This window comes from Maribacter caenipelagi (assembly GCF_004364175.1).
Classification (GTDB): domain Bacteria; phylum Bacteroidota; class Bacteroidia; order Flavobacteriales; family Flavobacteriaceae; genus Maribacter; species Maribacter caenipelagi.
The window spans coordinates 123859-137514 of record NZ_SNZW01000014.1; the positions used below are offsets into that span (position 1 = coordinate 123859).

The window sequence follows — 13656 nt, forward strand, 5'->3', positions numbered from 1 at the left end:
ATTAGATTATGATGACAAATAAAATGATAGGCATAGTTGGTGGTGTGGGTAGTTACGCTGGTATCGATTTAATTAAAAAGGTCTACGACCTTACCGAAGCGAGTTCTGATCAAGATCATTTACCGGTATCTATGCTCTCTGTTCCTCATAAGATCATTGACCGTACCAAATACCTTTTGGGTGAAACAGAAATTAACCCAGGTATAGCCATATCTGAAATAATTGCTTCTTTAATCGCTAGCGGAGCAAGTATTATTGGCATTCCATGTAACACGGCACATGCTAAACCAATATTAAGCTTAATTGAGAAAAGTATACCAGAATCGTGTGTTTTGGTCAACCTTATTGAAGAAGTAGGCAAAAATATCTCTGAAAAGCATCCGGAAATTACTAGGGTAGGGGTTTTAGGTACTACAGGTACTATTCTTGCCAAGGTGTACCCAGAAGTATTGTCCAAGTACAATATTGAAGTAATACAACCATCTGAAGATATTCAAGATTTATTTGTACACCCTTCTATTTACGATACATCATATGGTATAAAGGCTTTTTCAAATCCTGTAAATCAAAAAGCGAAAGAAAATTTGGGTATGGCAGCGACGTACTTATCAAGAAAAGGTGCCCAAGCCGTAATTTTAGGCTGCACCGAGATTCCGCTTGCTATACAGTATGAGAAAATAGAGGATAGCTTGATTATTGATGCCACTACCGTTTTAGCTAGCGCGTTAATTAGAGAATCCAAAAAAATGGAAAAGATCGCCTAAGCACTTGGCGTTGGTGTGCAAGATGCTCTTTTCAATAACATATATTCACCATTATTCTTAAACTCTCGTATTGATGTACCGGTATAGCGTTTAAAGGTTTTGGACAAGTGACTTACGTCTGTAAAACCCAATTCATCGGCTATTTCATTTAAACGGAAGTCGGAATTCAATAAACGAATTTCTACCAATTTAAGCTTACCCTTTATAATATATTCGCGTAAAGACATATTCACCTGCTTTTTAAAATACTCGCTTACGTAGGTAGGCGACATCTGAAAAACTTCGGCTAAATTTTCAACTTTAAGCAATTCCGTTTTGTCTATATTGGTATTGATATAGGTAAGCATTTTAGTAATTCTATCATCTGAATTATTTTTCGCTAATTCAAAATAGCTGCTCTTTTTAATATTCCGGATCAGAATTTCCAATATGCTAGTCATTAAACTAGTCACTAAATTTATAGACTCTTCCCCATAATTTCTAGACTCTTGAAGTATCATTTCAATAAGGTTTTCAAGATAATTACGGTCTAATTCGTTCTTAATTATATCACCCGGCAACTGATTGTAATTGGACAAGATGTACGATGCCTCTTTAAACCACTCATTTCTATCTATAGTGATTCTATTCGCATTTTTAAAGAAAGAATCGGTAAACTTTAAAAAGACAAAACGTGTCGGTTTTTCAATGGTAAAAGAATGACATTTTAAAGGTGGTAACAGAAACATACTATTCTTGCCGTAGGCATAATCATTGTAGTTGATACACTGCGTACCTTCTCCATCCTTTATTAAAACCAGCTCAAAAAAATTATTCTTAACGGGGCGTTGTTTCCAATCCGTCAGTTCAATTTCTTGTATTTCAAAAGGTTTATACGCTTCTAATACTTGCATTTTTAGGATAGTTAAGGGATATATGAACGAAAATACTATAAAACAAATACTCGTTACAAATATTAACCTTTATTTATACAATTTAAACCTCTGTAACTACTTCATAGTACTGTCAAAGCCAGTATCTTTGCAAGAAATAAGTAATCTCAGTTATTATCGCGAAGGAAAAGATAGCGTAGACGGGCAGAGGGAACAACGAAAAAATACGGTTATTGCTTCAGTTACCTTTGGGGCAACTAGACCCTTTCAATTAAAACATGTATCAAGAGCAGATTTAAAACGTGTAGATATTCCATTAGCAAATGGCAGTCTTTTATTGATGCAAAGCGCCACCCAAGAAAACTGGAAACATAAAATACCGAAGACCCTAAAACAAATTTCCCCAAGAATTAACCTAACATTCAGGTGGGTCGGTTAATTTATCCGGCATCAATCTTTACTTTTATAGTTCTAATTTTAGAACCAATTTAAAGCATCTTATGAAAAAATCTTATTTAACCTTAGTGGTACACATTTTAGTAAAAGAAGAATTTAGAGAAGAAATAAAAGCCGAATTGCTAAAACTTATTAGTCCCACTAGAGGAGAAGAAGGTTGTATTGCTTACGACTTACATCAAGATAACGATAACCCGAATCTGTTTTTATTCCACGAGAAATGGGTGAATCAAGATTATTTGAATAAACATTCACAAAGTGACCACATTGCTGCCTATAGGCTTTCATCTAAAGATAAACTAGAGAATGTTTCTGCTTATAAAATGACAGAGCTTACCAATTAGAATTGTACTAATAAAGGATTAACATTAAATTAAAGTATTAAAAACTGATAATTTTACCTGTTAAAAGCTCATTTTGGCAATATTTTAAGAAATTCCCACTTAAAAACCTCCATTTATACCTTATTCTCCTTTTTTTTTACCTTACTTAAGGTGCATGTTACAATTATCTTTGTGATCGATAAATCTATCAATTATAAAAAGACATAATGATGAATATACCAAACATTGCACAAGAAGATATTTTAAAAGCATTTAATTACAGACATGCCACCAAAGAATTTGATGCGTCAAAAACATTAACCGATGAGCAAATCAATTTCATTTTAAAAACAGCCAATTTATCTCCAAGTTCATTTGGTTTTGAACCTTGGCATTTTATCGTTGTTCAAGATAAAGAACTACGCGAGCTTTTAAAGCCAGTAGCTTGGGGCGCTCCAGTAAAATTAGAAACTGCTAGTCACTTTATTCTAGGCCTGGCAATGAAAGCCCCTATGGTAAAGCATGATGCGCCATATATTGAACATATGATGAAAGAGGTAAAACAAATGCCTGCGGAGGTTGTAGAAATGTACTCTAAATTTTATAGAGAGTTTCAGGAGCGTGATTTTAATTTAGATTCAGACAAGAAGTTATTTGATTGGTCATCAAAGCAGACTTATATCGCTTTAGGAAATATGATGACTGCTGCTGCACTTACAGGAATAGATTCTTGCCCCATAGAAGGTTTTCACCAAGAAAAAGCAGAGGCATTGCTTAAAGAGAAATTTGATGTAGATACAGATAAATACGGTTTAGCTTTTATGGCTGCATTTGGACATAGAAAAGCGGATCCAGTACATCCAAAAATCAGAAGAGAATTTAATGAAATAGTCACTTGGAAATAAGAAATTACAATTGCTAAGAATGATAAAATAGAAAAAGTTCCAAATCTTCTAAAACTTTGGAACTTTTTAAGTTTAAGAATTAAAACATCAAAATGAAAAAAACAATACTACTTGCATTAGCAATAGCTACAACGGCATATACAAGTGCACAAACACCAACAACGGATCCTGCCAAATCTGTAAATGAGGTTGTAACGGCAGACAACGTAGAATGGGGTTGGTTAAATCCGTTACGTGGGGACAAAAGTCCGGCTGCAGGAAAACTTTGGGGAGATCGTACAAAAAATGAACCTGCAGGATTTTTAGTAAAGTTTAAAAAAGGATTTTCTTCGCCTCCACACATTCACAACATCACTTATAGAGGTGTAGTAATACAAGGTTTATTACATAATGATGATGAAAACGCGGAAAAACAGTGGTTGCCAGCAGGATCTTATTGGCAACAACCAGCAGGAGAAGCCCACATTACGGCTGCTGATGATAATGAAAACATGGCTTTTTTAGACATTCAAGAAGGACCATATTTGGTACAACCAACATCTGAAGCCTTTGACAATGGCGAAAGACCAATTAATGTAGACAAAACCAATATGGTTTGGCTAAATGCTAACGATATTGAATGGGTTTCTGCAAAGAGTAATGTGCAAACCGCATTTTTATGAGGTAGTCACGAGGAAAACAAATTACGTGCTACACTTTTAAAATTACCTGCAGGTTTTAGCGGAAGCATTAAAAATTTAAGTCCGAATTTTAGAGCTGTAGTTATTTCTGGTGGATTAATCCATCAATTTTCTAAAAAGGATGCTAAAAACGAGTTGCAACCAGGTTCTTATTTTGGAGCTGAAGAAAATGCAACATCAATCATTTCAGCAGCTAAAGAAACGGTGATTTACATAAGAAGTAACGGTAACTTTGAGATAAAATAACTATGATAAGCTTCATGCATTAAGCAAACATTTACGAAATTGTAAAGAATAAGGCTCTTATGGTGACCATTCAAAAAACGTACATGTCATGTTTCAATACTATGCTGATGAAGCTTTTATAACTTACTAAACCAAAAACTATGATTGATCCTAAATATCCAGAACTTACCGATCTGCAAGTAGAGAAGCTTAAATCTTACGGTGAAATCGAATTTTATAAAGAGCCCACCGTGGTGTTGGACTTTGGTGATCAACACTACGATTTTTTTGTTGTACTCACTGGTGGAATAAGAATCATTGATCCTGTTAAAAAAAATGACAGTCTTACCATTCACCGAAGGCATCAATTTTCTGGATCAAGTAGTATTTTATCTCATAGAACGATTGGTGTATGTGGTGAAACCTTAGAAAATACACAACTAATACGAATTAGTCCCGAAAAGCTAAAAAGTGCCATTGCTAAATTCAGCGATATTAGTGATGCACTCTTAAATGCCTTTTTATTGCGGGAAAACGCTCTTAAAAACAACGTTCAGGGCATAAAACTAATAGGTTCTGAGCATTCTAATGAAACGTACGCTATCCGAGATTTCATGGATAAAAATGATATCTGGTACAATTTTATAGATTCTGATAAGGAGGACGGATTGGTACAGATGTTAGATACTTTCAACTTAAAGGAATCAGATTTACCGGTATTGATCAATAGTCAGAATAAGATTTCTGTTCGCCCATCGATTGATGAAATTGGTATGTGTACGGGAGTTCGATTAGAACTAGATGATGAAATCTATGATGTTTTGGTCATAGGCGCTGGTCCTGCCGGTTTGGCTGCTAGCGTATATGCATCTTCAGAAGGGTTAAATGTATTGACCATTGATAGTAATTCTCCTGGCGGACAAGCTGGTAAGAGCTCCAAGATTGAAAATTACCTTGGGTTTCCTACAGGTATTTCAGGTCGGGATTTAGCCAACAACGGCTACATTCAAGCTCAAAAGTTTGGCTGTACTATTTCGGTACCGCATAGAGTGGAAGGCATTGAACGTAAAGAAGGTTACTATGAAATCAACTCTAACAACACTTCAATCTTAAAAGCTAAAACAGTAATTGCTGCCACCGGCGCTGCATATAGAAGACTCCCTTTAAAGGGAATTGAAAAATTTGAAGGCTCTGGTATTTACTATAGCGCCACATCTATGCATGCCAATATGTGCAAGAATAGTGAAATTGGTATTGTTGGCGGTGGTAATTCTGCGGGTCAAGCAGCATTATTTTTAGCTAATTATGCACGCAAAGTTTATGTAATCATCAGAAATGAGAATATTGGTGCCAAAATGAGCGATTATTTGGTGCAACGTATAATTGCTTGTGAAAATATTGAAGTATTGACCAGTAGTAACGTGGTTAAAGTTGACGGGGATACGTATTTAGAAAAGGTTGAAATCAAAAAGAATGATACGTTGATTGAGAATAACATCAATTACCTGTTCACTTTTGTAGGAGCAAAACCGTGCACGGAATGGTTAGATACTATTATTGATACCGATGCCAAAGGTTTTGTACATACGGGGCTTACCATTTGTGACAATGCTTTAAATAGTGAATTTGAGTTTAGCCAGAGGAAGCCGTATTCTTTTGAAACCAGTTTACCAGGATTATTTGCAGTTGGTGACGTACGCTCAGGTTCGGTAAAACGGGTAGCTTCCGCCGTTGGTGAAGGCTCTATTGTGGTAAGTGATATTCATAAGTATTTAGCTCAAGAACATCAGTTCATAACTAATAGTTAGTACTAATAATCGATGTCTCTTAGCATTATCTAAAACCTTGTCTAAGTTTTGAATTTTAAGCTCTAAAATATGCCCCATTTCATTTGTTTATATAATCACTCAATTGATTAAGAGTAATTTTACAATCGTTGATACTGGTATTTAAAATTTAATTAAATGAGTAAAGTAGCATGCACGTTATTTGTATTTACACTATTTATGACTGTATTTTCATGCGGTAATACAAAAGCCACCGAAAAGACTGATAGCAGCCTTAATTTACGTTTTGTAGATGAATATGTTTTACCCGACGAAACCAAATTTAAAAAAACTAAAGTAGGTGGCTTATCTGGTATAGATTATGCAAATGGCAACTGGTATGCTATAAGTGATGATAGTGATTCTCCGAGGTTTTATAAAGTAAATATTTCTTATGATATAAACGGATTTGATTCGATTGAAATAACATCTGCTACTCATTTTAAGGATTCAAATGGAAAAGAGATATCTATGGGAATTGTCGATCCCGAATCTATTAGATATGATGACGGTTGTTTTATTTGGACCAGTGAAGGAAATATAAAGAATGGGTTAAAGCCTTTTGTTCGCGTTTCAGATTCAGTAGGAAATTTTGTTAAAGAAATGAATCTTGCGAATCGCTATTTGCCTAATGACAATCAAGATTTGGGACCTCGACATAACGGTGTTTTTGAAGGAATATCTTTAAGTAAACATAAAAAAGGGTATTGGGTTGCCATGGAGCTTCCTTTAAAAGAAGACGGAGTTGAACCTACTTTAGAAGAAACAGACTCACCTGTAAGAATAGTATATATTAATAAAGAAACAGGGCATTCCGAAAAGGAAATAGTGTATGAATTGGACAAAGTTTCCCGTCCTGCAGTTGACGGAGCTACATTTAAACTAAATGGTATTGTTGAGATTCTAGAATACGACACCAATAGATTTTTTGTTTTAGAACGTTCTTATTCTATGGGATATGATGACGGTGGTAATACAGTTAAAATATATGATGTTGATGCTACAAAAGCGACTGATGTAAGTAGTATTGATAGTCTTAAAGGGGCTGTTTATACCAAAGCAACCAAACAACTATTGTTCAATTTTGAGGATATTCGTAAAGAACTTACCAACGATATTGTTGATAATATTGAAGGAATCTCTTTTGGTCCGGATTTTGAAAATGGTAATCGCTCTTTAGTAGTAGTGGCCGATAATAATTTTAGTCTTTATGGTCCACAGCTCAATCAATTTATCTTGTTTGAAGTAAAGAAATAAAACTGTAAAACATATTAAAAAATTTATTTAAAGCTTCGAACATTAAATAGTCTAAAATATTTTATCCAACATGTAATATGCCGAGATTTATGTAACATTTTATCGGCTTTTCTTATAATCTAATAATTCCCAAAAGATTCAAAATTTCCTAGGAATTTTAGCAAGAAATCAAGTTCTTGCACGATTAAATTTCGCTTAAAATAATGGATGATTTAATAACGTTTTCTATTGCTGTTTTTACCGGTTTTTTTGCCATAACAAACCCAATATCTAACATGACCGTTTTTTTGTCGTTAACCCAAGGGGCTGATGAAAAAACCAAAGCCGATATCAATAAAAGGGCAAATATTATTGCCTTTATCATTGTATTGGTATTTGTTCTTTTAGGAAAATATATATTCGAATTATTTAATATTAGCATTCCTGCATTTAAAATTACAGGTGGTATTTTAATATTCTATATCGGTTTTGACATGCTGCAATCCAAACAATCTAATGTAAAGAATATTAAACATGTAAATATTGATGAAAATATTGCTGTTTCCCCATTGGCAATTCCAATTTTAGCTGGTCCTGGAACTATTGTTACCGCAATGAACTTTGTTTCAAGCGCACAACCTGTTCATATTACCATAGTAATTGCGATTTTTGCTTTCATGAGTTTATTAACTTATTTTACTTTTAGATTGAGTAATTTAATTGTTAGACTAGTAGGCTACAATGTTATTTCGGTAATTGGTAAAATTATGGGTTTAATCATAGCCATTATTGGTACAGGTATGATTATCGAAGGAATAAAAATTTCTTTTAATCTTATAACTAAATAACTGCCCATACCGATAACCACTTGTTTTCCTTAAATTAATGGAACATGAAGAAAGTACTAGTATTATTTGCGCATCCTAAGTACGAAAAATCTAGAGCGAATATGGTTTTAGTAAATCATATAAAAGGTAAAGAAGGTGTTACTTTTCATGATTTGTATGAAAAGTACCCAGATTTTCATATAGACGTACCCTTCGAGAAAAAGTTGTTAGAAGAGCATGATGTCATAATATGGCATCACCCCATGTATTGGTATAGTTGTCCTCCGCTTTTAAAACAATGGATAGACATGGTGCTAGAATTTAATTGGGCGTACGGACCGAATGGAACAGCTTTATCCTCTAAAATTTGTTTAAACGCTATTACCACTGGTGGTAGTAAAGAACTATACTGCACCCAAGGAACAAATAGTTATACGATAACAGAATTTTTAAGACCTTTTGAGCAAACTGCTAATTTGTGTTTAATGAACTATCATAAACCGTTTACCGTGATGGGAACTTACAGGTTAACAGATGATGAACTAGAGGTTTATGGAGCGCAGTACAGTTCATTTATTGACGAATTACAAACTTAAAATCACTATTTAAATATCTAAATAATGCCGAAATAACAGCATTACAAATAAACCAACCATTATGACCGGCAGCTTACTTTTTGATGCAATTGTTTTCCTGTTGGGAGCAATCATTTGTGTTTCTATAGCTAAAAAATTAGGACTTAGCTCTGTATTGGGCTACCTAATGGCCGGGGTAATTATAGGTCCCTATGTATTAGGATTTATAGGGGAAGAAGGGGAAGATATTCTTCATTTTGCTGAATTCGGAGTTGTGGTAATGCTATTCTTGATTGGACTTGAAATTGAGCCAAAGAATTTCTGGAATATGCGTAAAACCATTGCTGGAATGGGTGGATTACAAGTTGGGGGCACCATGTTATTAGCGTACATCTTTTTTATACTATTAGATTATGATTGGAAAGTTTCGCTTGTCATTTCTATGGCAGTAGCCCTATCATCTACCGCAATAGCCATGCAGACCATTAAAGAAAAGGGACTATTGGAAACCACATTTGGCAATTCTGCCTTTTCTATACTATTGTTTCAAGATATCATTGTGATTATAATGTTAGGTGCTATTCCGTTGCTTTCAAATACAGATGTAGCATCTACTACTGACAATCATGAAGCCGGTAGCAATCTTTTAGATGGACTACCTATGGGATACCAGACCCTTGCCATTATTCTATCTGTGGCATTAATCATAGTTGCGGGGCAGTATTTAATAGTTCCGATGTTAAGAAAAGTAGCTCAAACCGGTGTTCGAGAATTATTAATTGCGTCTGCTCTTTTAATCGTATTTAGTATTTCTTTTTTAATGGAATATGTAGGGCTCTCACCAGCCTTAGGAGCTTTCTTAGGTGGGGTAGTACTATCTAACAGTGAATATAAACATGAGCTAGAAAGCACCTTAGAACCCTTTAAAAATCTGTTACTAGGTCTCTTCTTTATTGCTGTTGGGGCTTCGATAAACTTTGTGGTTATTGCAAAAATGCCGTTGACCATCGGCGGAATTTTAATAGCTGTAATATTGATTAAAGCCTTGGTTCTGTTCATTACCGGAACGGTGTTTATAATGAAGCTTGACCAGAAACTATTATTAACCTTCGGACTGGCACAAATTGGTGAATTTGCCTTCGTACTACTCTCGTTTGCATTTCAATTGAATATTCTAGAACAAGAACAAATGGATATTTTATTGGTAATTACTGCCTTGAGCATGTCTATTACACCAATTGTAAGTATTGTAAACGAACGATTGATTCTTCCGAATATTGGAACCAAAGAATCTATAAAAAGACCTATGGACCACATTGCAAAATCGCAAAATGTTATTCTTGTAGGCTTCGGTCATTTTGGTAGTACAGTTGGTCGTTTTTTAAGGTCGCATGGTATTGAACCAACAGTATTGGACCAAGATTCTAATCGAGTCGACTTTCTTCGTAAAATGGGATTTGAGGTGTATTATGGCGATGCCACACGTATTGATCTATTAGAATCTGCAGGTATTGCACAAGCCAAAATATTAATCTGTGCCATAGACAACCCAAGTGTTACAAAAGAAATTACCAAAATGGTCAAAGAAAAATACCCTCATGTAGAACTTATGATACGGGCTCAAAATAGATATGATGCCTACGAATTGTTGAATATGGGTATGGAGAATATTTATCGAGAATCTCTAGATACTTCACTTTCATTAGCAAAAGATGTTTTAAGCAAACTTGGCTTTAGAAAATACACTTTAAATCAACAGGTACAGAATTTCATTAAATACGATGAAACAAGTTTAAGAAGGTTGGCCGCTGAACCAAAAGGAGAAGAAAACTATATTTTTAAAGCTCGTAAAGAATTAGAGGAGCAACAACGATTATTAGAAGAAGATTTTAAAAGAGGTATTGTTGAATACGATAATCATTGGGATAGTGAATCTATCAGAAAAATATTAGAGACGCAACAAGATAATAATCCGACTTCCACCTAATTTCCCTTTTTCTATCGAAATATTAAATTTTTAACTTCTAAAAAAGATTAAAGGTTCATAGAAAAATTGCCTGCTCTACTATTTATAATTTATTTATGAGGTTTTAGATTAAACCATTATTTCATCTACATGTCAAAGTATTGAATGTAAAATAAAAGTTTAACCTTTTAAATTTAAAACGATGAAAACAAATACTAAAACATACGTAGTACTAGGTTTATTTCTAATAGCATTTGCTTTACCAAGTACAGCTCAAACCCGTAAAAGAACGGCAACAAAAACAACGACTACGAGAACTACAACTGTTACTAAAACTCCAGGTAGAGTTTCAAGTAAAAGAGTTCAGTATAGAACACCTACAAAGAAAGTAGTATCGGTTAGAAATGTACCTAATAAAACTGTAGTAAAACATAATGGTCAAAATTATTACTATTCTAATAATAGATATTATACCGCATCTCGGGGTAGATATATCGCCATTGCACCTAAGGTAGGGTTTAGAATAAACACTTTACCTCCAAACTATGCTAGGGTTCGTTTCAACAACAATTTGTACTTTAATGTTGGTGGCACCTTTTATATTGAGGCAAATTCAGGATATGAAGTTGTAGATCCTGAAATCGGAACTATAGTTTATGAATTACCAGATGGATATGAAAAAGCGACCATTGATGGTTTTACCTATTACGAGTACGCTAACATACTGTATGAAAAAATACAAATAGACGGCTCTAGAGCCTACGAGGTTGTTGGTATTATTGATATGGAATAGTTACATATAAATTTTAAAAAAAAGGGCTTACAAAAAAATTCGTAAGCCCTTTTTTTATTTCACTCTTTTAAACATGATTTTGGTTAGGTTTAGAAGAATCTGAATTTCTTAATTTTACCCAAGTAACTAGATTAGGATTCAAAACCTTTTTATACTTAGAGTATGTTATCAATAAATCAATTCATTATAATTTGTATGCTCATTTTTTTAGGTCCTTCGGGTGCTATATCCAAAGATGCAAAGCCTGTTAAAAACTCACTTTTATTTGATATTATACACAAAGAAAAAGTTATCGGCAGCTTAAAGGCTTCAAAAACAATTAAAGATTCTAAAGCTCATTACCATAGTGTAACTTCAATAAGCACAAGAATTATTAAGGAAATAGATGTGAACTATATGTTCAACGTTACCTATGAGGACAAAAAATTAATGAGGGCAAACGTACTTATAGATGTGAATGATAAACCTTACGCAGACATTCTTACCAATTGGGAAATAGATTATTACCAAATTTCAAAGAATGACAAAAAAGAATTGGTGGTCGAAGAGGAAATCAACTACGCCACCATATTGCTTTATTTTAATGAACCAATAAATGTAAAGCGATGTTATTCTGAACAAGACGGAAGCTTTAATACCATTGAAGTCTTGGGCAATCATTCATATAAAAAGATAAATTCTAAAAACCATGAGAACATTTACTACTATAAAAATGGCTTTTTAGAAAAAGCAGAAATTAATGGGGGATTGGTGAAGTTTGACATTGTTGCTCAAAAATGATTATTTTAAAGCATATTCAGCATATTAATTATGACAAATACGGGATTAGTACTATCAGGCGGAGGTATTAGGGGAGTAGCACATATCGGAGTGATAAAAGCATTAGAAGAACACGATATCTATCCTACTCATATCTCTGGTACAAGTGCAGGTGCCATTGTCGGCGCTTTATATGCCGGTGGTATAAATTGGGCAGATATACTTGAATTTTTTAAAGTAATCCCTATTTTTCATGCCAATAGATTTGCTCTTAAAAAACCTGGTTTTTTAGATACCGAGAAATTTTATGATGAATTCAAAAAGTTCTTTCCAGATGACACGTTCGAATCACTTCCGAAAGCGCTTTTTATAACTGCTACCGATATTATTAAAGGAGAATTAAAGATTTTTGATGAAGGAGAATTAATTAAACCGATACTTGCATCGGCAACTTTTCCTGGTGTTTTTTCCCCTATTAATATTGATGGCTCATTTTATGTAGATGGTGGTGTATTAAACAATTTTCCAATTGAGCCATTGAAACCTTCTTGCGACAAAATAATCGGTAGCTACGTGAATGCGCTAAAGGCTATTAAAATAAAGGACTTAAAACATTCTTATAATGTATTGGACAGAGCTTACAAAATAAAATCTGCCTCTGAATCTATTGCAAAATTTTCAGAATGTGAACTCGTTATTTCACCCGAAGAGCTTTGTGACTATGGCACATTTGATATGAGATCGATAGATGCCATTTTTGAAATTGGGTATAATAGCGCTGTAAATACGTTAAAAGAACAAGGATATTTATAGTAATAAGAAAGTGAATTTTATAGCTTTACATGGTTAGCACGTTCCATAAAGTAATCTTCAAATCGTTCTAATTTTGGATGCATTTTCTCTGAATATATTACATACTGGCATTTCATAATACTCTGCGCAACCGTAATCATTGCTGTATAGTCTGATTTTTGGATTAAGAAATCACCATCATCAATACTACATATTTTTAATTGAGATGTACTAACACCATTTAACAAAAACAACTTGTGTAGGGTAGTAGGGGTCGTAATCAAAATATCTATTCCTTCAAATATTTCTGATTTCTGAATATCTATATGCAGCTCTTTATAACTAGCATACACTCGTAATGAACAGTACTTAGTGTATCTTAAAAACTCTTCATAAAGTTCTAGTACTTTTTCTTTGTTCTGAACCACTACAACGGCTCTAGGTGCATTACCTTCTGCTTTACATTTTAATTTTTGTAAAGTGGTAAGTATTAAAGTTGTTGTTTTACCATTGTCTTTTGCTGCTGTACAATATACATTCGCACCACTTTTAATGATAGGAATACTTTTCTTTTGAAACGGTGTTGGCTCATCTATAGAAAATTCTTCTAAAGTTTCAAGTATGTATGGGTTCAGTTTTTTAAAAGACATAATATGT

The 13656-nt window shown here is 33.8% G+C and carries 14 protein-coding genes and 1 pseudogene; 13 read left to right on the forward strand and 2 right to left on the reverse strand.

What is annotated here, in order from left to right; translation table 11 throughout:
• Positions 1–8: 8 nt before the first annotated feature.
• Positions 9–764 (forward strand): aspartate/glutamate racemase family protein, encoded by a 756-nt coding sequence (locus DFQ03_RS08465; protein WP_243834460.1) that lies wholly within the window; start codon positions 9–11, stop codon positions 762–764.
• On the opposite strand, the gene DFQ03_RS08470 is transcribed toward DFQ03_RS08465, so the two are convergent.
• Positions 761–1657 carry an AraC family transcriptional regulator gene (locus DFQ03_RS08470; RefSeq protein ID WP_133672745.1) on the reverse strand — a complete coding sequence of 299 codons (897 nt, stop codon included), beginning with the start codon at positions 1655–1657 and terminating at the stop codon, positions 761–763. The two genes, DFQ03_RS08465 and DFQ03_RS08470, sit on opposite strands and share 4 nt — an antisense overlap.
• Before the next feature lie 127 nt (positions 1658–1784).
• Between DFQ03_RS08470 and DFQ03_RS08475 the strand changes: the two genes are divergently transcribed.
• The 12 genes and pseudogenes from DFQ03_RS08475 (at position 1785) to DFQ03_RS08530 (ending at position 13020) form a co-directional block, all read left to right on the forward strand.
• Positions 1785–2075 (forward strand): alpha-ketoglutarate-dependent dioxygenase AlkB, encoded by a 291-nt coding sequence (locus tag DFQ03_RS08475; RefSeq protein ID WP_243834461.1) that lies wholly within the window; start codon positions 1785–1787, stop codon positions 2073–2075.
• 61 nt (positions 2076–2136) lie between these two features.
• The gene (locus DFQ03_RS08480) at positions 2137–2436 is read left to right on the forward strand and encodes a putative quinol monooxygenase (protein ID WP_133672746.1); all 300 of its coding nucleotides are present in this window, start codon (positions 2137–2139) and stop codon (positions 2434–2436) included.
• A gap of 209 nt (positions 2437–2645) precedes the next feature.
• Positions 2646–3320 (forward strand): NAD(P)H-dependent oxidoreductase, encoded by a 675-nt coding sequence (locus DFQ03_RS08485; protein WP_133673131.1) that lies wholly within the window; start codon positions 2646–2648, stop codon positions 3318–3320.
• A gap of 92 nt (positions 3321–3412) precedes the next feature.
• Positions 3413–4246 (forward strand): annotated as a pseudogene (locus DFQ03_RS08490) (DUF4437 domain-containing protein).
• Positions 4247–4386: 140 nt separating this feature from the next.
• Positions 4387–6033, forward strand: a complete 1647-nt coding sequence (locus tag DFQ03_RS08495; protein ID WP_133672747.1) for an FAD-dependent oxidoreductase — start codon at positions 4387–4389, stop codon at positions 6031–6033.
• 156 nt (positions 6034–6189) lie between these two features.
• On the forward strand, positions 6190–7308 hold the full coding sequence (locus DFQ03_RS08500; protein ID WP_133672748.1) for an esterase-like activity of phytase family protein: 1119 nt from the start codon (positions 6190–6192) through the stop codon (positions 7306–7308).
• A gap of 203 nt (positions 7309–7511) precedes the next feature.
• Positions 7512–8135, forward strand: coding sequence for a MarC family protein (locus DFQ03_RS08505; protein WP_133672749.1), 624 nt, complete (start codon positions 7512–7514; stop codon positions 8133–8135).
• 44 nt (positions 8136–8179) lie between these two features.
• The gene (locus tag DFQ03_RS08510; RefSeq protein WP_133672750.1) at positions 8180–8710 is read left to right on the forward strand and encodes an NAD(P)H-dependent oxidoreductase; all 531 of its coding nucleotides are present in this window, start codon (positions 8180–8182) and stop codon (positions 8708–8710) included.
• Between the two features lie 61 nt (positions 8711–8771).
• Positions 8772–10676: a monovalent cation:proton antiporter-2 (CPA2) family protein gene (locus DFQ03_RS08515; protein ID WP_133672751.1), complete on the forward strand. Its 1905-nt coding sequence runs from the start codon at positions 8772–8774 to the stop codon at positions 10674–10676.
• Positions 10677–10857: 181 nt separating this feature from the next.
• Positions 10858–11448, forward strand: coding sequence for a DUF6515 family protein (locus tag DFQ03_RS08520; RefSeq protein WP_133672752.1), 591 nt, complete (start codon positions 10858–10860; stop codon positions 11446–11448).
• A 195-nt stretch (positions 11449–11643) separates the two neighbouring features.
• Positions 11644–12228, forward strand: a complete 585-nt coding sequence (locus tag DFQ03_RS08525) for a DUF6134 family protein (protein WP_133672753.1) — start codon at positions 11644–11646, stop codon at positions 12226–12228.
• Between the two features lie 30 nt (positions 12229–12258).
• Positions 12259–13020 carry a patatin-like phospholipase family protein gene (locus tag DFQ03_RS08530; RefSeq protein WP_133672754.1) on the forward strand — a complete coding sequence of 254 codons (762 nt, stop codon included), beginning with the start codon at positions 12259–12261 and terminating at the stop codon, positions 13018–13020.
• 17 nt (positions 13021–13037) lie between these two features.
• On the opposite strand, the gene DFQ03_RS08535 is transcribed toward DFQ03_RS08530, so the two are convergent.
• Positions 13038–13649 carry a DEAD/DEAH box helicase gene (locus tag DFQ03_RS08535; protein WP_133672755.1) on the reverse strand — a complete coding sequence of 204 codons (612 nt, stop codon included), beginning with the start codon at positions 13647–13649 and terminating at the stop codon, positions 13038–13040.
• Positions 13650–13656: the final 7 nt, after the last annotated feature.